This window comes from Methylomonas sp. 2BW1-5-20 (assembly GCF_052474515.1).
In genome coordinates, this window is the sequence record NZ_CP184127.1 from 1,311,781 (window position 1) to 1,332,345 (window position 20,565).

The window sequence follows — 20,565 nt, forward strand, 5'->3', positions numbered from 1 at the left end:
AATGGGGGAGGCTGCCGGGTTTCCACGGTTGCTAGTCGCCGTTTTGCTGGTCGCTTGCCTGTTTGCGAAGGCTGTTATTGCCGAACAAGCGGTGCCCAATCTTGAGCGTCGAGTGACCGACCTGACAGCAACTTTAACCGTTCAGCAACAAGCGGCGCTGGAACAGCGCTTACAGGCTTTTGAGCAACAAAAAGGCACTCAGATCGCGGTATTAATCGTAGCCAGCACTCAGCCGGAAGACATTGCCCAATATTCCATTCGCGTGGTCGAACAATGGCACCTGGGCCGCAAGGGTGTTGATGATGGCATACTGATGTTGCTGGCCAAGGATGACCGCGCCACGCGCATCGAGGTGGGTTACGGTTTGGAAGGCGTAGTGCCGGACGTGCTGGCCAAGCGTATTATTGACGACATCATGATTCCGTATTTTCGGCAGGGCGACTATGTGGGAGGCATTAATGCCGGGGTAGATAGCCTGATCGGCTTGATTCAAGGCGAACCTTTGCCGGCACCTGCCGCTCCACGTGCTTTGGATGGCCGGTTAAATCAATACTTTCCCTTTCTATTTTTGCTGGCGATTGCTGGCGGCGGCATTTTGCGCGCGGTGCTGGGCAGATTTCTCGGCGGGTTGATTAATGGCGGTCTGGTGGGTGCCCTGGTGTGGTTATTGGGCGGTGGATTGCTGTTCGCATTGCTGCTGGCGTTCGTGGCCTTTCTTATGACTCAAAGCAATGGTCGCGGTTTTCGTGGCGGTAGTGGCGGCGGCTTTGGTGGAGGTGGATTCGGTGGCGGTGGGTTTTCCGGTGGCGGCGGTGGGTTTGGCGGCGGCGGTGCGTCGGGGAGATGGTAGACCATGCAAGTGTTTAGATGCCTGAAGCATATTTTCAGCGGCCCCTGGCTTGTGCGCTTGGCGTTCCCGAAGCTTAGCTTGCAAGCTATTGAAGCCGCGATTGGAAGTAGCGAAACATCACATTTAGGTGAAATACGTTTTGTCGTGGAAAGCGCATTGGAGGTCGGCGAGTTACTGCACGGCGTTACGCCCAGACAGCGCGCGCTCGAAGTTTTTTCGCAATGCCGGGTTTGGGATACTGAACACAACACCGGCGTGTTGATATATCTGTTGCTGGCTGACCGCGATGTGGAAATCGTCGCCGATCGCGGTATACATGCTCGGGTCGGCGAAGCGGTTTGGGCTCGAATTTGCCAAAACATGGAACTGCAATTTAGGGCGGGGCGATTTGAACCAGGCGTGATTGATGGAATTCAACAAATAACCGTTCAACTGCAGCAGTATTTTCCTGTGTCGGGAGTAGAGAATCCAAACGAAATATTGAACGCGCCGATTATCCTCTGACTTAAATTTTTCATCCGATAGCGCTGAATTTTAAAGTTTTGTTCTCTTGAATTTTTGCGGTAAGACACCATATTGTTATAGGACCAATGAGGTTTTTACATGCAACAAAGAGGAGAATCGACATGAGTAACTTAAGCCCATTTGTTAGTCGCGGTCTGTTTGACGAACTGTTTCGCGATGTTAATCCTGGTTATTACATCAAGCCGCTGCATGGCGAAGGTTTGCCGGCGCAGATTAAGGTTGATGTGAAAGAAAACCCCGGCGAATTTATCGTCCAAGCCGAAATTCCGGGTGCCGGTAAAGAAAATATCCATGTGGATATCGATGGCAACGTGGTGAGCATCCGCGCGCAAATTAGCCAGCTGGATTCGGAAAACAAAGACGATAAATTGCTGCGTAGCGAACGCTATTTCGGGGAAGTATCGCGCAGCTTTCAGCTATCCGCCGATATCGATGAAGAAGCCAGCAAGGCCCGCTACGAGAACGGTGTATTAACGTTAAATTTGGCGAAGAAGCTGAAAAAGAGCGGGCAACGGATGACTATCGATTAAACGCTGTTTAGCGTCGCGTATTTCTAGACGTTTTCACGGGTACACCAATAGCGTGTACCCGTGAGCATTTAAGATCAATAAACGTCCCTAACGTAGCGCTTATCTTTTTTCAGTTGGTTGATGTACTCGACCGCCTCTATCAGGGTTTTCTTGCCGTGTTCGCGGATCACTTCATGCAGGGCTTGATCGACGTCTTTCGCCATTCGGTAAGCGTCGCCGCAGACGAAGAAGTAGCCGCCTTGTTCCAGCCAAGCATAGAGTTCGGCGCCGTTTTCTTTCATACGGTCTTGCACGTAGATTTTTTCGGCCTGATCGCGCGAGAAAGCCAAATCCAGCTTGGTTAGCAGGCCGTTAGCTTGCATGGCTTCGATTTCTTCGCGATAGATGAAATCGGTGGAAGCGTTGCGGTCGCCGAAAAACAGCCAATTTTTGCCCGGGGCTTTACGGAATTCGCGTTCTTGCAGAAAAGCGCGAAACGGTGCGATACCGGTGCCGGGGCCTACCATGATCATCGGCAGATTGTCATCTGCCGGCACGCGGAAGTTGTTATTGGGGGTAAAAAATATCCGCACGTCGCTTTCTTCATTAACCAAGTCGGCCAGATAGGTGGAGCAGACGCCTTTGTGTTGGCGACCGTGCGCGTCGTAACGCACGCTGGCAACTGTCAGATGCACGCTATCCGGGTGCTTCTTACCGCTGGACGAAATGGAGTACGCGCGATGTTGTAGCGGTTTTAATAGCCGCAGAAATTCGGCTGCGGAAAATTCCACGCCGGGGAATTGCAACAACAGATCGAGTATGTCGCGGCCCCACAAATAATCGGACAGTTTTTCCTTGTCGCCGGATAGCAGTAAGGCATTCAGCTCCTGATCGCCGGAACGGCTGGCGATTTCTTCAATCAGTTCTTTGCCGGGTAATTTGATCTCGAAATGCGTACGCAACGCATCCGATAGCTTCATCAGTTCGCCATTGACCGGCTCGTCTTCCTCGCCGGTGCAGCCGATGGCTTTAACGATTTGCGCAACCAGGTCCGGGCAGTTGGTCGGGATCACGCACAAGGCATCGCCGGCTTCGTAACTGAGACCTGAGCCAGTAATCGAAATTTCGTAATGCCGGGTTTCTTTTGACGAATCCAGGGCGGTGACGATGCGGTTGACGCGCAATTTAGCCGGGAAGGGGTTTTTACGGTTGTAGGCCGATTTGGCGGTTGGAGTTTCGGTATCGACTACCGCAACAGTGCTGGCGCCTTCCGCCATCAACGGAATTACTTCGCTCAACCATTTTTCCGCCGGCGCTTCGAAGTCCACGTCGCAATCGACACGGTCGAACAGACGTTTCGCGCCCAAAGCCGCCAATTTGTTATCCCAGTCTATGCCGGCTTGGCAGAACAGGTCGTAGCTGGTGTCGCCCAAGGCCAATACCGAATAGTTGACGTTGTCCAGGCGCGGGGCCGCATCGCTATTGGCTGCTTCCCAGAGCATTTCGGCGTTATCCGGCATCGCGCCTTCGCCGTATGTGCTGGTAATGATGAGTAAGTACTGCATTTGCGGCAATTGGCCGATCTCAACTTCATCCATGCTTTTAACCACAGGTTGCAAACCATGCTTTTTAGCCGCGTTGGCTGCGTCGTTGGCCAGCGACTCGGAGTTACCGGTCTGGGTACCATAGAGGATATGCAAGGTGCGGGCGTCGGCTTGATTGACACTACCGGCGCTATGCAGCATGTGGCTGTGCATGCCGGCGAAAAATCCGCCTAGCCAGGCGCGTTGGGTGTCACTGTAAGGAGCGTTTTGAGGGATAAAAGGTGCTTTCATTTCATTACCATCTGTGGACAGGTGTCAGGCTGTCCAGTCACTGTATTTGGTTCTTGCCAATTGCGGCGAGGAGGGTGCGTGGCATGCACCCTCCATTGGCTTAGGCGGACGCGCTTTCCAGCATGTCTTTAACGATAGACAGGCTTTCCAAGCTCGCCAGATTTTTATCGATGGACGGCAGGCCGGCCAAAGCCACACGATTGAATCTATCTTGTTCGATGATCCAAGCCGTGGAGCCTATCGAGTAAATGCTTTGCACGTCGCGCAGCATCAGCGTGGTTTTGTAGTCGTTTAGGCGTTTTTCCGCCATCAACGCCGCCAGTTGGCCGTCATCGTATTGGCTGTAAGCTTCGCGGATATTTTTAATCAGCGCGTCTTGCAGTTTGCGCGGCCGTTCCATGACTAATTTGTAGGCATGTTTATCGACTAAGGCTTCGGTAGCCGGTTGGCCGGCTTTATTCAATTGATCGCGGGCTATTTGTTGCGCTTTATCGATCACCGCATAGCTGTTGATCAGTTTCAATGTCAGATCGGTGTCGGTTTCACCGTAGCCGGGGATAGCACCGTCGAACAATGGTGTGTTGTTTTTGTAAGCCTGCTTGATTTGCTCGATTTGTTTTTGCGCAAATGCCACGGACAGCTCTTCAATCATGGCTTTGCGATCCAAGGCTTTGCTCAGGTATTCCGCGGTTTGTGTGCGGTTCAGCCAGAGCGGCAAGGCAAATTTGAAGTGCTGGCGCTCGTTGGGCCAATTAGCGAGAATAGCCTTGGCTTTTTCCGAATCGGTATGTTCAACATGTTGCTCAAGCATGTACAAAATGAATTGCTCATGGCTGCTTGCTACGTCGTTGTCATCGGCCAAACTGTGTATGGATACCGAGGTGTCGTCATACAAATCGTGTAAGCGATTATCAGGGTCGTATTGGTAGGCATTGCCGCCGGACATACCGGTGCAGAAGCCTTTACCAAAACCGCCCAGATTCAATACAGCGCCGTTAATCATGTATTCGCAGGCAAAGTCGCCGACGCCTTCTACAACCGCCATCGCGCCGGAGTTACGTACCGCAAAACGGTCGCCGGCTTCGCCATTGATAAAGGTTTTGCCGCCGGACGCACCGAATAGAGCAAAGTTACCGATCAACACGTTCTCGCCTGGCAACTTGGAGCCGCCACCGGGTGATTTGATGACTATGGTGCCGCCGCAAGCGGTTTTGCCGACGCCGTCGTTGCAGGTGCCGGTATGTTCCATACGCATGCCGTCGTTATTGAACGCGGCATAACTTTGACCGGCGGAGCCATGGGTGCGGACGATAATGGAATCGTCGGCCAAATAACGGCGGCCATGCTGGTTGGTATAGATGATGTGCGACGCAGCGACTTGTTCCTCACTTAATTCATAAGCAAGCAAGCGCTCCAGATCGACTGCGGTTTGTCCGCCGACCGATTTGTTACGGTTGTTCAGTTTGAACTCGTTGCCTTCGACGACCACCTGTTTTTGGCCTTCTTCGAACAAGGCTGATTTGACGCGGGCGAAGATCAAATCGTCGATCGCGAAATCTTTTTCCAGATAAATCGGTTTCTCGATTTTAATGACCGGTACTTCCGCCAGTAGTTTTTGCAGGTGAATTTGGCCAACCATGCTGGGGTGGTCGATCAGATGCAGCAACTCGGTTTTACCGCGAATTTCCTGCAAGCTGGTGTAACCCAGGTCAGCCAGAATTTCCCGCACTTCGTGGGCCAGGTTCATAAAGAACTGCGCCAATACGCGTGGGTCGCCTTTAAATTCTTCGTGGGCAGTGGTCAGGCCGGCCGGGCAGCGGATGTTGCAGTTTTTCGCCATCACGCAGCGCAGCATCATCAACGCGGTCGTGCCGAATTCGAACGAGTCGCCACCCAAAATTGCAGATTTAACCACGTCGGCACCGTTCTGATGAGCCGCGCTACAACGTAAAATGACTTTATCGCGTAAACCGTTAGCCGCCAGCGCTTGATGCACTTCAGCGATGCCGATTTCTGGCGAACGGCCGGTGTTTTTCAGACTGGTGACCGCTGCTGCACCGGTACCACCGGTGTTGCCGGCGACGTTGATCACATCGGCACCGGCTTTGGCAACGCCAACCGCGATGGTGCCTATGCCTTCGGACGAGACTAGCTTGACTACCACCCGCACGCGGGCGGCCTTGGCGTCATGAATCAATTGCCCCAAGTCTTCGATGGAATAAGTATCGTGATGCGGCGGCGGACTGACCAATTCTACTTTTGGTGTGCCGCCACGCAACGCGGCGATTTCAACAGACACTTTGGGTGCCGGTAATTGGCCGCCTTCGCCGGGCTTCGCGCCTTGGCCGATTTTAATTTCGATTTCTTCCAGATTCGGATCGGCCAAATAGCCGGCCCAGACGCCGAAGCGGCCGGACGCGAACTGTTTGATTTTGCTGGAACGGATCGTGCCGAAACGGCTGGAGTGTTCGCCGCCTTCGCCGGAGTTACTCATGCCTCCGGCAATGTTAGTGCCTTGCGCTACGGCTTCGTGAGCTTCTGCCAGCAATGCACCATGACTCATCGCACCTGAAGCAAAGGTCGGGGTAATTTCGTGGGCGGGCTGAACTTTGTCGAGCGCTATCCGTGAGCGGGCAGGACGTACGTTACTCAGATAGCTGTATATCAGGCTGTCGCTGTCGTTCGTCCGTAGATTCAAGCTGTCGGCTTCGACCGTCAAGCCGAAATCGTTACCGGCAAACCGAGCTCTCAGATGTTCGGCTAGTTGTTCCAGACGCGCTTTACTTGAATTCTCGGTAAACCGAATATTGAAAACCACACCATTGGTTTTCTCGACATGCAGGCCGCGGATCAGGTAGTTATTGTTACCGTACAAATCCTGGCTGCATAATAAACGATCAAAATCGGTTTTGCTGTTAGCGTTGCTGACATCGGCCGGAAACTCCATTACATCGCGCAGTGCGGCAGGCCGGTTGGCGCGTTCTTGAGCCAGATTGTGGGTAAAACTGCGATAAGCCGGGGTGATGCCGAAAGCGTCAATTTGTGCCGGTGTGCGTTTCTCGTAGCCGAAATCCAGATAAGCGGTATCGCTGGCCTCGGCAGCTTGCTGCTGAGGCGGCAATGGTTCCAGACCATTTGCCGCACTTCCTCCGTCCGTGGAGGTCGGTATGTAGAGAATCGCTTCATCGGTCATGTTGATGTATTCGCGCACCGCCGTATTGCCGAAGGTGTGACCGGCGCCTTCATTCCGCTCTTTAAATAATCCAAGAAATGGAATGTCGCTTTCGCTGGTTACGGATAAAGCCTTATGGTGCCATTCGGTTGCGCTGGCGGCGATGTCGCTGTAGCGCACCCCGCCCACCGAGGCATTGATGTTCGGGAAATACGGTTTTAGTTTCGGTTCGTCGGTATCCAGGTAGTTGGATTCGAAAAACTCGCCACCGATATAGCTTTCCGCTGTACACAGGCCGAATTTACCCATGGTTTTCATCAGCGATTTTTCGACGCCTTTTTGAAAACTGTACAGCGCTTTTTGCTGTGCGGCCGGATCTGCGTATTCGGTGATCACGCGGTTATGCACGCTGAGCGGGCAGATCGCGGAGGCGCCGAAACCCAGAATGGTGGCGACGTCGTGCGGGCTGGCAGCCTGGCCGGTTTCCATGATCAGGGAACTGTTAAAGCGCAAGCCATGTTTAACCAGATGTTGGTTGGTTGCGGCAATAGTCAGCAGCGCCGGGATAGCAGCTTGGGCTTTGCTGATATTGGCGTCGCTCAAAATGATGATGCCGGTATTGCTGCGCGCGGCTTGTTCAACTTGCGAGCAGACAGACAGCAAGGCTTGTTCCAAAGCCAGTTCGTTTTGTGCGGCGTTTTCAAAGTTCGGAGTGTATAGCGCTGAGATGGTCGCGGTTTTTACCTGACTTTGTCTGCGAATCTGTTCCAACTGGGTGCGTTGCAGAATTGGCGATCCGATCATCAATTGTTTACTGTTCTGCGGTGCAAACGTCGGTTTGGCGCCCAGCGCTACGCGCAAGGTCATGCCGTCGCTTTCGCGCAGGGAGTCTAACGGCGGATTGGTAACCTGCGCAAAGCGTTGACTGAAATAACGTGACATGCCGCCTTCAGCGGCACTCAAGGCATTCGGGGTCAGGCCGTAACCCATCGCCGAGACTTTTTCCAAGCCGGTCTGCAGGATAGGGTCCAGCAAAAATTTAAAGCTTTCCTGGTTCAACGAATAGGCAGTATGCCGCTGATCGATATTCAGTTCATGCTCGTTGCTGAGTTCCGCAAGCTCCACTTTGGGTAATTCGCTAAGATGAATGCAGCTTTGTTTCAGCAGCGCTTTATAGTCTCTTTCCTTGGCCAAACGCTCCATCACTTGGTGGCTGTTGTACGACTCACCGGTGTTATGGTCGAAATACAGCATGCCGCCGGCTTCAATGCGGCCGCGTCTCAGCACTTTTTCCGGTGGAAAATCGATCTGGCCGGCTTCGGACATCACTGCTAAATACTCAGCGGTTTCCACCGAGCGTAATGGCCGTAAGCCCAAGCGGTCCAAACGGGCGCCGACGCGAATACCGTCATTGAAGATTAACGCGGCAGGGCCGTCGTTTTTCTCTTCGTATAGGCTGAAATACTCCAGCATGGCGCGTACGTCTTCCGACAGGGTGGTATCGTTTTCCCAGGCAGGCGGCATCATCGCTAAAATCGCGGTGACGATATCCAGCTGATCTTCGTTGATCCGGCGGGTCAGGGTTTGATCCAGGCGGCCGGAATCAGATTGGCCGCAGGGAAATACTACGTGTTTGTTGTTTTGCCGGGCAATGGCGTTTTCGCTGAGACGGTTTTTCTTGTCGGTGTTTAACTCGCCGTTATGTGCCATATACCGGAACGGCTGGGCCATCATCGTCGCCGGTGCGGTGTTGGTGGAAAAACGGGTATGGAAAAATAGCGTGCTGATATCGTGGTCGGCGTCGTACAAGTCGACAAAGTAAGGGATGACTTCGAACGAGTTCAGGCGGCCTTTGTATACTTGCGTGCGGGAGCTCATCGACAACGGATAAAAGCCTTTCAGTTCCGGGCGGGTAAAGCCATTGGCTTCTATCGTTAACAGCGCAGACTGAATATGTCTTTCAAAAGCGTCGTGGCTGGCATCTTTCAGGGCTTTTGGACGACCAAAAATCACCTGTTTGATCGGTAATTGTGCTCTCAACGCCGCCGCATTTAATACAGAACTGTCAACCGGCACTTCCCGCCATTTAATAATCGGCAGATCGAACTCCAGAAATTGTTCTTCGACCAGTTTTTGCGCCTCCGAATCGTAATGGGCGTGATCTTCCGGGAAGAAGAAGTTGGCAACGCCGAATTGCCCCAGTTCCAGATCCGCGTTCCCGGTGACCTTGCGGAAAAACTTCAGAGACAAATCGATATTAACGCCCGCGCCGTCGCCTATCCCTTCGGCGCTCATGCCGCCGCGATGCGGGATGGTACACAAGGCTTCATGCGACTTTACCAACAGGTCGTGGGTTTGTTTGCTGTCCTTGCGGGTGATAAAACCAACACCGCAGCTGTCCTGGGATAAATCGGCGTCGTAAAGCATGTGTACTGCGTTAATTTTCTGGGCGTTTTTAATCATTGCTATCCAGATCCTCTCTTACTGATTAAATGCGCTACCCGGTATTTTCCTTACCGATAGTGCCGTTTATGGTTTTTCTGCCTGCTGCGTGTTAGAGTCGTCCCATGCGGCGAGAACCCCTAAATAACTTCGGAATTTCAGTTGGCGAAACTTTGTAATCATACCATGTGGCGCTGTCTCTGTCATTCCGTAAAGCCAATGGCGGCGCTGTTCTCTCGTCCGGCCTTTAGTTTTAAATCTTTGTGAAGAAATATGAAAGAAGAATTTGATGTGGTGATAGTCGGTGGCGGCATGGTTGGTGCCACGGTGGCAAGCTGTCTGGGTGGCAGTGAGTTAAAAGTTGCGGTGATAGAAGCGCAATTGCCTGAGCCATTTTCCACCGAACAGCCCCATGATCTAAGGGTTTCCGCGTTGAGCATCGCCTCAAAAAACATTTTGGAAGCGGTTGGCGCCTGGAGTGGCGTTACGTCCCGGCGTTGCTGCCCGTTTAAGCGTATGCGGGTTTGGGAAACCGCAGGAGATACTACCTTCAATAGCGAAGATATTCGGTATGCTGAATTGGGTTATATCGTCGAAAACCGGGTGACGCAGTTGGCTTTGCTGGATACATTGCCGAGCTTCGATAATGTGGAGCTGTTGATGCCGGAAACCATCGCTAAAATCAACTATGACGGGCATAGCTCTGAAGTGCTGTTGATTAACGGCCGGGTGTTGCAGGCTAAAGTGCTCGTTGCGGCGGACGGTGGTCAGTCGCGGGTTAGGCAGGCGGTTGGCTTAGGGGTCACCAGCTGGGATTACAATCAGCATGCCTTGGTGATCTATATAGAAACCGCATATCCGCAGCAGGACATTACATGGCAGCGTTTTGTTTCCAGCGGTCCGCAAGCATTTTTGCCGTTAACAGGTAATTACGGTTCCATCGTTTGGTATCAGTCTCCGGATGAAGTGAGGCGTTTGCAAGCCTTGCCTTTCGAACAATTGCAAGCCGAGCTGGTAGCCGCTTTTCCTGATTGTCTGGGCGAGGTGAAACAAATTTTGGGAGTCGCAAGTTTTCCGCTCAAGCGTCAGCATGCTCAACGTTATGTTAAGCACGGGGTTGCCTTGGTGGGGGATGCGGCACACATGATCAATCCCTTGGCCGGTCAAGGTGTCAATATCGGCCTGCTAGACGCGGCAGCGCTCGCGGAAATATTGGTGGATGCGCGTAAGCGGGGCAAGGACATCGCCGATTTAACGGTTTTACAGCGTTATGAAGCGATGCGGCGTAACGAGAATCTTAAAATGATGACCTTGATGGATGTGTTTTACCGTTCGTTCAGCAACGACATTTTGCCGCTGAAATTGCTAAGAAATTTGGGCTTAGGTTTGGCCCAGCGAATTACGCCGGCGCGCAATAAAGCGATGAAGGCAGCCATGGGCTTGGAGGGACGGCTGCCTAAATTAGCGCGCGGCGAACGTCTGGCTGCGAGATAACACCGCTCTGACGGTTAGCTCTTTAGATTCAAATATCTAAGCATCGTCGCGTGTAATTGGGCCTTTTGGTTTTCATCGTTAATCGGCAGTGATTTTTGGTCGGTGATATAGAACATATCTTCGGCGCGGCTGCCGATGGTGGTGATTTTGGCGTCGTGTAACTGGATGTTTAATTCGGTGAAGGCGCGGCCTATGGTCGATAGCAGCCCGGCACGGTCGGTGGTGACCAGTTCCACTATGGTATGTTTATGCGACGGGTCATCAAGGAAGGTGATGCTGGTTTCTATCGGAAAATGCCGAGCCTGTCGGGACTGCTTGTGGATGTTTTTCGAGGCTTTAACCTTTTTAGCAATCAACCCGTGCCTTAGGGATGTGCAAATGTGTACCTCTCGGTAAAGATCGTTGATCGCCTCTCCGGATTGCTCCAATACTTGAAAGCTGTTCAACACGTATTGATCGGCCGTGGTGATGATTCGCGCGTCGAGAATGGTCAGTCCCAACTGATCGAGTGTTGCGGTACAAATCGAAAAAATCTGCGCTTCGTTACGAGTGTAAACAAAAATTTCCGCACTGCCGCGTTGGGTTTGTGGACGCAACAACACCAGCGGCAATTCGCTTTCCTGGCAAGCCGCGATGGCTATGGTATGCCAAGCGATCTCGTCTGCCGAATAGCGTAGAAAATAGTCATCGCTGAGATGTTGCCAGGATTGTTTGATTGCCGTATTGGATACGCCCAATTTCAGCAATTCGTCGCCCGCTTCCTTTTTATTTTCCTGTATGCGTTCTGAACGAACCACCGGGTTTTGCAAGCCGCGATGCAGGGCTTGATGAGTCGATATGTACAGATCCTTGAGTAACACGTCTTTCCAGGCATTCCACAAACTTGGATTTGTTGCGCGGATATCCGCTACCGTCAATAGGTACAGATAATTCAAACGTTCGATACTGCCGACTTGTAGCGCAAACGTATGGATGATGTCCGGATCGCTGATGTCCTTGCGTTGTGCGGTCATCGACATTAGCAAATGATGTCGTACCAGCCAGGTAATGATTTTGGTGTCGTGGTTGGGCAGATCGTGTTGTTGGCAAAAGTTATAGGCAATGGTTTCGCCTAGCGTCGAATGGTCTCCGCCGCGGCCTTTCGCTATATCGTGGAATAGTGCGGCGATATACAAAATGTCCGGCTTGGAAATTAGCAGGAAAATATTATTGCAAAAAGGCAATTCCTTATTGTGCTTAGCCAGTGAGAAGCGTCGTAAATTGCGGATTACAAACAGGGTGTGTTCATCGACAGTATATATATGAAATAAGTCGTACTGCATCCTGGCGACTATATTCGCAAAATCGGGCAAATAAGCGGCCAATATGCCGTAGCGATTCATGCGTTTAAGCTGGCTAGTGATGCCGCGCGGCTGGCGTAAAATATCGATAAACAGTCGATTGGCCTGTTTGTTGGTGCGAAATTCGGCATCAATCAACGACAGATTCTTACGAATCAGACGGATGGTGCTGGCGCGAATTCCTTTCAAAGAGGGCGATTGTTGCAGGATTAAAAATATTTCCAGCAAAGCCAACGGTTGTTTTTGAAATACGTCCTTGTTGCTGACTTCCAAATAACCGTCTATCGAAGAGAAATTTGCGGTAATCGGGATGGGTGTCAAGCTTTCCTTATTGCTGATCAGTCTTTCATTAAGCAATTGCAGCAGCATTTCGTTCAGGCGTTCGATATCTACGACTGTTTTGAAATAAAACTGCATGAATTGCTCGACATCGGGCTGGTCGTTACGATCTACATAGCCGAATTGACTGGCTAATTCACGCTGATAATCGAATATCAGGCGATCTTCGCAGCGGTTGGTGAGATCATGCAACGCAAAGCGCAGGCGCCAGAGAATGTCGCGGGCGGTAATCAGGTTGTCGTATTCCGATTTTGGCAGAAAACCGTATTTGATCAGTTCTCTGAGAGACGATGCATTATAGTGGCGCTTGAATACCCAGCTAATTACTTGCAAGTCTCTGAGTCCGCCCGGACCTTCCTTGATATTGGGCTCCAGGTTGTAAGCCGTGTCGTGAAACTTGCCGTAACGCTTTTGCTGTTCGGCCATTTTGGCCGGAAAAAACTGTTCGGAAGGCCAAAGATCATCAGAATTGACTTGCTGTTTTAATTCGCTGAACAGTTCGGTGTTGCCGGTAATCAGGCGCATTTCCAGTAAGCTGGTGAACACGGTCTGGTCGTCTCGGGCTGACAGCATGCAATCCGGGATGCTGCGAGTGCTTAGGCCGGGTTTAAGGCCGATGTCCCACAGAAAATTACAGAAACCGGATAACTGCTGTTGGTAATCGATAGAATTTGCCGTGCTGAGCAATATTAAAATATCGATGTCGGAATGCGGGAATAGCTCGCTTCTGCCGTAGCCGCCGGTTGCTATCAAGCTGTGTTGGATGGCGGCGCTCTCAAGAAAATGTATCCAGCCTGCACTCAGCAAATTATCAATAAAATGCGCTTTCTCCGTCAGTAGTCCGACCGTGGCCTGATCTGGATTGAAACGCATTTTAAGATGGCAGTTTTCCTCGATTATCGCGTTTTTGAATGCGGCAACCGGATTGTCTGTTTCGAAACAGCCTAGAAAATCGCTTTCAGTGAATAGCCGGTGACTCACTTTTCATCCTGTCTCAGGGTCAATATCTCGTAGCCGGTGTCGGTCACTAAAATGGTGTGTTCCCATTGCGCGGACAGACTGCGATCCTTGGTGACGGCCGTCCAACCGTCCGGCAGGATTTTCATGTGGCGTTTGCCCAGATTTAACATTGGTTCAATGGTAAAGATCATGCCGGGCTCAAGCATTGCACCGTCGCCGCGTTTGCCGAAATGCATGACATGCGGCTCTTCATGAAATTTTTTGCCGATACCGTGACCACAGAACTCTCTGACGATTGAGTAGCGGTTAGCTTCCGCATGTTTCTGGATGGCGTAGCCGATATCGCCGAATCGCGCGCCGGGCTTAACTTCTTCGATGCCCAAGAACAAACATTGCCGCGTGATTTCGACCAGACGCTTGGCGTGCGGACTGACTTCGCCGATGCAAAACATTTGGCTGGTATCGCCGTGATAACCGTCTTTGATGACTGTGATATCGATATTGACGATATCCCCGTTCTTTAGCTTTTTATCGCTTGGGATGCCGTGGCAAATCTGATGATTGATCGATGTGCAGATTGATTTGGGGAATCCACGATAATTTAACGGAGCCGGGATGGCATGCTGTACATCGACAATATAATCGTGGCAAATTTGATCAAGGTTTTCGGTCGTGATGCCTGCAGTAACGTGCGGGGCAATCATTTCCAATACTTCGGCGGCCAATTTTCCGGCAACGCGCATCTTCTCGATTTCTTCAGCGGTTTTAATAGTAATTGTCATCAGAGAGTGGCTAATAGTTGGGGTTCGAGCGGGTGGAAGTCTGTTTTTTTGCGTTGAATTGGTGCGCGCGTTCAAGCAGCCTTTCAGCAGGAGTCTATCAGACTTGAAGTTGTTGTGAAATTCTAATCATGGTATAAAGGCAAGTTCACTATGTAACCAATACTCACACTTGTCGACACGGTCGGTGGGGTGCTGAAAGTCTGTTTTAGGTTTTCGGTCACTGGTCGGGGCGAGTGGAGGCGTAACCCAACGCCGAATTATTCGGCAATTTTAGGAGAAGTAAATGGCAGCAGTGTCAATGCGTCAAATGCTGGAAGCGGGTGTTCACTTTGGACATCAAACCCGTTACTGGAACCCGAAAATGGCTTCATACTTGTTTGGAGCCCGTAACAAAATTCATATCATCGACTTGGAACAAACTCTTCCATTGTTTAACGATGCGATGAACTATCTCGGCCAAATGACCGCCAACAAAGGTACCATTTTGTTTGTCGGTACCAAAAAAGCGGCGCGTAAAGTAGTAGCCGAAGAAGCAAAACGTTGTGGCATGCCCTACGTCAACCATCGTTGGTTGGGCGGCATGTTGACCAACTTCAAAACCATCAAAAAATCCATCAACCGTTTGAAAGAACTGGAAGCGATGAAAGCCGATGGCACTTTGTACCAACGTTTCAGCAAGAAAGAAGCCTTGGGCATGGAGCGCGAGCTTGAAAAATTGGAGCGCAGCCTGGGCGGTATCAAAGATATGCGCGGCACACCCGACGCTATTTTTGTGCTGGACGTTGGTTATGAAAAAAATGCCATTATGGAAGCCAAGAAATTGGGTATTCCTGTGGTCGGCGTGGTTGACTCGAACAATTCGCCCGAAAAAATAGATTACGTCATTCCAGGTAACGACGATTCTATCCGTGCAGTGACTTTGTATTGCCAAAGCGCTTCAGCCGCCGTGCTGGAAGCCAAAGCATTGCGCATGGATGCTTCAGCCAAAGCCGACGATTTTGTAGAAGAAGTCGTAGCGGAAGCGTAAGTTTTAAACGCGCTCGACCAATGTGGTTGAGCGCTGCTGAATCTGGTATGCAGAACAGACTGTCTTTTAAACGCCTCCTTTGTGAGGCGTTTTTTTAGTTAATAAAATTTGAGGAAAAAACGATGAGTATTAGTGCGGCGATGGTCAAGGAATTGCGTGAGCGTACCGGCTCAGGCATGATGGAGTGCAAGAAAGCCCTGGTCGAAGCTAATGGCGACATGGAACTGGCCATTGAAAACATGCGTAAATCCGGTCTGGCAAAAGCCGATAAAAAATCCGGCAGGATTGCTGCTGAAGGCGTAATCGGCGTTAAAGTTTCCGATGACGCTAAAACCGTAGTGATGGTTGACGTTAACTGTGAAACCGATTTCGTGGCCAAAGGTGATGATTTTATTGGTTTTGCCAATGATGTTGTCAACAGTTTGTTGAGCGCTAATGTCAATAGCGACGAAGACTTACAAGCAATGACATTGAGCACCGGTATCAGCGTAGACGATACCCGTCGTGCATTGATTGCTAAAATTGGCGAAAACATTACCGTGCGCCGTTTTGTTAAATTCACCACTACCGATGGCGGCCAAGCAGCTTACCTGCACGGTAGTAAAATTGGTGTTATCGTCGAATTGGCTAAAAATGATCCGGCGTTAGGTAAAGACGTGGCTATGCATGTGGCCGCCGCCAAACCTGAATATGTATCGGACGACCAAGTATCCGCCGATGTCATTGCCAAGGAAAAAGAAATTTTTGCCGCGCAAGCGCTGGAAAGTGGTAAGCCTGCCGAGATCGTTGAAAAAATGATAGGCGGACGCATCAATAAATTCCTGGCGGAAGTCACTTTATTGGGTCAGCCTTTTATTAAGGACGACAGCGTTACGGTTGGTAAATTGTTGACTTCCAAAGGCAATGCCGTGGTGCGTTTCGCCCGTTTCGAAGTCGGTGAAGGCATCGAGAAAAAAGAAGAAGATTTTGCCGCCGAAGTAATGGCGCAGGTCAGAGGCTAAAAGCCCTTCGAATAAACCCGGTTCGCCGGGTTTATTTATAGTAATTTCGTTGCTTTAAACCCATGTTTACGGTGGATATTTGAATATGAGTCAATTGATTTGTCAGAGAATTTTACTTAAATTGAGCGGCGAAGCACTGGCAAGCGAGCGGGGCGGCAGTATCGATCCCGAGATTGTTCAACGCTTGGCTCAGGAAGTGAAAGACTTATGCGATGCAGGTATCCAGGTTGGCTTGGTGATCGGCGGCGGCAATATTTTACGCGGCGGCGAGAAGGCTTCGGAAGGACTGAACCGAGTCACAGGCGATCAAATGGGCATGCTGGCCACCGTCATTAACGCGTTGGCCATGCAGGATGCACTGGAATATCTGGGCCAGCCGGTTAGGGTAATGACGGCCCTGAAAATTAATCAAGTGTGCGAAGACTATATCCGTCGGCGCGCGGTCAGACATTTGGAGAAAGGCCGGGTGGCGATTTTTGCCGCCGGCACCGGTAACCCGTTTTTTACCACCGACACCGCCGCCAGCTTGCGTGCTATTGAAATCGACGCCGACCTAATGATCAAAGCGACAAAAGTTAAGGGCGTTTATTCGGCTGACCCTAATAAAGTTGCCGATGCGGAGTTTTATCCGCGATTGACGTATGACGAAGCCATCGATCAACGCTTAAATGTTATGGATACCACCGCCCTGGTATTGTGCCGGGATAATAACCTGCCCATGCGGGTAATGAATGTGTTTGAGCCGGGAGCGGTTATGCGCTTGATGCGCGGCGAAGATATAGGCTCCCTAATCGAGAGGAACTAACAGAATGATCAGCGATATTCAACAAGATGCCGCGACGCGAATGGTGAAAAGTATAGAAGCGTTGCAAAAAGCGTTTACCAAAATTCGAACGGGGCGGGCCCATCCCAGCCTGCTGGATCAAATCAGCGTGACTTATTACGGCAACGAATCGCCTTTGTCGCAGGTTGCTAACGTGTCCGTTGAGGACGCACGCACATTGAAAGTAGTGCCTTGGGAAAAAAGCATGATCCAGGCCATCGAAAAAGCCATTATGTCTTCCGGTTTGGGCTTGAATCCGGCCACGCAAGGTACCGTGATCAGGCTGCCTTTGCCGGCATTGACCGAAGAGCGCCGTCGTGATCTGGTTAAAATCGTCAAAAACGAAGCGGAACAAGGCCGGGTGGCGATTCGTAATATTCGCCGTGATGCCAACGCCGCCATCAAGGATGCATTAAAAGAGAAATTGATTTCCGAGGACGACGCCCGTCAGGGTGAAGAGAAGATCCAAAAACTCACCGATCAATACATTAAAGAAGTGGAAAAGCATCTTGAAGAAAAAGAAGCCGATTTACTTTCCATGTAATCGAGAGGCGAGATGACTGCTGCTGATAACGATAAACCGGCAATAAATAACGGCAATCCCCGGCATATTGCCATCATCATGGATGGTAACGGCCGCTGGGCGCAAAAACGCCTGATGCCGAGGATTATGGGACATTATGCCGGCGTTAAGGCGGTCAGAAAAATTGTCGAATATTGCGCCAAGCAAAATATCGAAGTTTTATCGCTATTTGCATTCAGCAGCGAAAATTGGCGGCGGCCGCAGGATGAAGTCAGTTTGTTGATGGAACTATTCATGAACACATTGCAATCCGAAGTCGATAAGCTTGATAAAAATAATATCCGGCTAAAAATCATCGGCGATAAAAGTGCGTTTCCGGAAAAACTTCAGGGGAAAATCGCGACGGCCGAAACGCAAACCGAGCACAATACCGGTTTAACTTTGCTAATTGCGGCTAATTACGGCGGGCGTTGGGATATTACCCAAGCCTTACGGAAAATAGTCGCGGATATTCGCAGTGGCAGTATTGAGGAACAAGCGATTTCCGAACAATTAATAAGCCAGTATTTGGTAACTGCGGAGTTGCCGGAACCTGATTTATTTATTCGTTCGGGGGGCGAGGAACGTATTAGTAACTTTCTGTTATGGCAATTGGCTTATACGGAATTTTATTTTACCGATGCGCTGTGGCCGGATTTCGATCAGGATGCGCTGGACAAGGCCATCAATAGTTTTAAAGGCCGGCAACGACGCTTCGGACATACCGGCGAACAAGTGATAGATAACAGAGTTCTCTAGGGATTTTTCTATAACCATAATAATTAAAAATCAAAAACATGTTACTAAAACGTATCTTAACCGCGCTGGTGTTGGCCACCGTGGTCATCACGGCGGTGTTGCAACTGCCAAGTCTTTATTTCTCTCTTTTCATTGCAGTAATTACGCTAATAGCCGCTTACGAATGGATGGCTTTGACTGATGTAAGCACGCTTACCAGAAAAATATTTTTTGTATTGGCATTGATTGTGCCGATGCTAGGCGTCACCTATTGGACCGTATTACTGGAGTTATTAAGCGAGGCGATGGAATGGCCTGAAATTAAGGATTATTCCGATGCTTTGGAATGGTTTGTGATCGCGCCCGTGTTTTTTTGGGTATTGATTATGGTTTTAATTCGAAAAGCCGGGCCGCAATTACTTAATATGGAATTTAAACCCGGTTTTAAAGCATTAAGCGGTTGGTTAGTTTTGCTTGCGGCATGGATGTTCCTCAGTAAATTGCGAGCTTATTACGGTCCGGGCATGGTGCTGTATTTCTTGCTGCTGATATGGGCAGCCGATATTTCTGCGTTTTTTGCCGGCAAAACATGGGGTAAAGACAAATTGGCTCCGGAAATCAGCCCAGGTAAAACGGTGCAGGGGATGTATGGGGCTTTAGCGGCGGCGGCAGTTTGCGGTATAGGTTTTACAGTCTATGGCTGGATGACGGCCGCGGAATCTGAAGAAGCGCAATCCGGTATGTTGAGATTTCTGAACGGGCTGGTTTGGACCGATATGCTGATATTGTCGGTGATGACTGTACTAATTTCTATCTACGGCGATCTGTTTTTCAGTCTGATAAAACGCAAAAAAGGCGTCAAGGATAGCGGTAACTTGTTGCCGGGGCACGGGGGTATCTTAGATAGAGTCGATAGTATTATCGCTGCGGCCCCGTTTTTTTATGCTGGCATTTTACTGATTGGTAGGGTTTTTTACGCATGAAAGGTATTTGCATACTCGGCGCGACCGGTTCGATAGGTGTCAGCACTCTCGATGTCGTTGCCCGCCATCCGGATCAATACAAGGTCGTGGCTTTAACCGCCAACGGTAATATTGACGCGTTGTATGAACAATGTTTGCTTCATCGCCCTGAATATGCGGTAGTGGCTAACGCGGATAATGTTCCAGCCTTCAAAGCTAAACTCGCGGGATCACCCATAGCCGACCTAAAGGTATTAGCCGGCGTCGAAGCCTTGACGCAAGTAGCAACCTTGGATAGCGTGGACGCGGTCATGGCGGCCATCGTCGGTGCAGCAGGTTTATTGCCGACCTTGGCGGCGGCAAAAGCCGGTAAAACCGTGTTGCTGGCCAATAAGGAAGCGTTGGTGATGTCCGGGCAAATCTTCATGCAAGCCGTTGCCGACAACGGCGCCACGCTGTTGCCTATCGATAGCGAACATAACGCAATATTCCAATGTATGCCCGGCGGCTACACGACCGGACACTCCGCGAAACAAGCCCGGCGTATCCTGTTGACGGCATCTGGCGGTCCGTTCCGGCAAACGCCGCTTGCCGATTTGGATACTGTGACCCCTGAACAGGCAGTCGCTCATCCGAAGTGGGACATGGGCAGAAAAATCTCTGTGGATTCGGCAACCATGATGAATAAAGGCTTGGAGTTGATCGAGGCTTGTCTGCTGTTCAATATGGATCCCGATGCGATTCAAGTAGTAATTCATCCGCAAAGCATCATCCATTCCATGGTCGATTACGTGGATGGTTCGGTACTGGCACAAATGGGCAATCCCGATATGCGCACGCCGATCGCCTATGCCATGGCCTGGCCGGAACGTTTCGATTCCGGTGTTACACCGTTGAATGTATTCGAAGTGGGACATATGGATTTCGAACAACCGGATCTACAGCGTTTTCCGTGTTTAAGATTGGCATACGAGGCTATTAAAGCCGGCGGTATCATGCCTACCGTATTGAACGCGGCCAATGAAATTGCCGTGGAAGCATTTTTAAATGAACGGGTACGCTTTACCGATATTGCGCGCATCATCGAACGCAGCATGGCGCAATTCACCGCGGATACTGCCGATACACTGGAACACATCCTGGAAGCCGACCGCCAAGCCCGGGAAGTCGCTCATGCTGTGATCGCGCAGCTCGCACACTAAGC

General features: G+C 50.6%; 15 protein-coding genes. 11 read left to right on the top strand and 4 right to left on the bottom strand.

All coding sequences use genetic code 11. The annotated features are described in order from the left end of the window. The first annotated feature begins 1 nt into the window (after window position 1). The 3 genes from ACH50O_RS05975 to ACH50O_RS05985 all read left to right on the top strand — a co-directional run bounded on the left by ACH50O_RS05975 (window position 2) and on the right by ACH50O_RS05985 (window position 1,905). Window positions 2-850, top strand: a complete 849-nt coding sequence (locus tag ACH50O_RS05975; RefSeq protein ID WP_446811111.1) for a TPM domain-containing protein — start codon at window positions 2-4, stop codon at window positions 848-850. Between the two features lie 3 nt (window positions 851-853). After that, window positions 854-1,354 (top strand): TPM domain-containing protein, encoded by a 501-nt coding sequence (locus ACH50O_RS05980; protein ID WP_446811112.1) that lies wholly within the window; start codon window positions 854-856, stop codon window positions 1,352-1,354. 122 nt (window positions 1,355-1,476) lie between these two features. Then, window positions 1,477-1,905 carry an Hsp20/alpha crystallin family protein gene (locus ACH50O_RS05985; RefSeq protein WP_446811113.1) on the top strand — a complete coding sequence of 143 codons (429 nt, stop codon included), beginning with the start codon at window positions 1,477-1,479 and terminating at the stop codon, window positions 1,903-1,905. Between the two features lie 74 nt (window positions 1,906-1,979). On the opposite strand, the gene ACH50O_RS05990 is transcribed toward ACH50O_RS05985, so the two are convergent. Together ACH50O_RS05990 and ACH50O_RS05995 are read right to left on the bottom strand one after the other, a co-directional pair. After that, window positions 1,980-3,719 (bottom strand): sulfite reductase subunit alpha, encoded by a 1,740-nt coding sequence (locus tag ACH50O_RS05990; RefSeq protein WP_446811114.1) that lies wholly within the window; start codon window positions 3,717-3,719, stop codon window positions 1,980-1,982. Window positions 3,720-3,819: 100 nt separating this feature from the next. After that, window positions 3,820-9,354: a glutamate synthase-related protein gene (locus tag ACH50O_RS05995; RefSeq protein ID WP_446811115.1), complete on the bottom strand. Its 5,535-nt coding sequence runs from the start codon at window positions 9,352-9,354 to the stop codon at window positions 3,820-3,822. 252 nt (window positions 9,355-9,606) lie between these two features. Here ACH50O_RS05995 and ACH50O_RS06000 point away from each other — a divergent pair, with 252 nt between their 5' ends. Continuing rightward, the gene (locus ACH50O_RS06000; protein WP_446811116.1) at window positions 9,607-10,827 is read left to right on the top strand and encodes an FAD-dependent monooxygenase; all 1,221 of its coding nucleotides are present in this window, start codon (window positions 9,607-9,609) and stop codon (window positions 10,825-10,827) included. A 14-nt stretch (window positions 10,828-10,841) separates the two neighbouring features. Here the strand turns inward: ACH50O_RS06000 and glnD are convergent, their stop codons facing one another. After that, on the bottom strand, window positions 10,842-13,487 hold the full coding sequence (gene glnD, locus ACH50O_RS06005; RefSeq protein ID WP_446811117.1) for a [protein-PII] uridylyltransferase: 2,646 nt from the start codon (window positions 13,485-13,487) through the stop codon (window positions 10,842-10,844). Beyond that, entirely contained in the window at window positions 13,484-14,248 is a 765-nt protein-coding gene (gene map / locus ACH50O_RS06010; protein ID WP_446811118.1) for a type I methionyl aminopeptidase, read from the bottom strand. The genes glnD and map overlap by 4 nt, the downstream gene beginning before the upstream one ends. Before the next feature lie 283 nt (window positions 14,249-14,531). Between map and rpsB the strand changes: the two genes are divergently transcribed. The 7 genes from rpsB (at window position 14,532) to ispC (ending at window position 20,563) form a co-directional block, all read left to right on the top strand. Then, window positions 14,532-15,275, top strand: a complete 744-nt coding sequence (rpsB, locus tag ACH50O_RS06015) for a 30S ribosomal protein S2 (protein WP_446811119.1) — start codon at window positions 14,532-14,534, stop codon at window positions 15,273-15,275. Window positions 15,276-15,397: 122 nt separating this feature from the next. Beyond that, entirely contained in the window at window positions 15,398-16,276 is an 879-nt protein-coding gene (gene tsf / locus ACH50O_RS06020) for a translation elongation factor Ts (protein ID WP_446811120.1), read from the top strand. A gap of 85 nt (window positions 16,277-16,361) precedes the next feature. Further along, complete coding sequence (pyrH, locus tag ACH50O_RS06025) at window positions 16,362-17,081, top strand: UMP kinase (RefSeq protein ID WP_446811121.1); 720 nt, start codon at window positions 16,362-16,364, stop codon at window positions 17,079-17,081. Between the two features lie 4 nt (window positions 17,082-17,085). Further along, window positions 17,086-17,643: a ribosome recycling factor gene (gene frr, locus ACH50O_RS06030; RefSeq protein WP_446811122.1), complete on the top strand. Its 558-nt coding sequence runs from the start codon at window positions 17,086-17,088 to the stop codon at window positions 17,641-17,643. Window positions 17,644-17,655: 12 nt separating this feature from the next. Continuing rightward, window positions 17,656-18,420, top strand: coding sequence for an isoprenyl transferase (locus ACH50O_RS06035; protein ID WP_446811123.1), 765 nt, complete (start codon window positions 17,656-17,658; stop codon window positions 18,418-18,420). Window positions 18,421-18,458: 38 nt separating this feature from the next. Next, window positions 18,459-19,382, top strand: a complete 924-nt coding sequence (locus ACH50O_RS06040; RefSeq protein ID WP_446811124.1) for a phosphatidate cytidylyltransferase — start codon at window positions 18,459-18,461, stop codon at window positions 19,380-19,382. After that, on the top strand, window positions 19,379-20,563 hold the full coding sequence (gene ispC / locus ACH50O_RS06045; protein ID WP_446811125.1) for a 1-deoxy-D-xylulose-5-phosphate reductoisomerase: 1,185 nt from the start codon (window positions 19,379-19,381) through the stop codon (window positions 20,561-20,563). The genes ACH50O_RS06040 and ispC overlap by 4 nt, the downstream gene beginning before the upstream one ends. The last annotated feature ends 2 nt before the right edge of the window (window positions 20,564-20,565 follow it).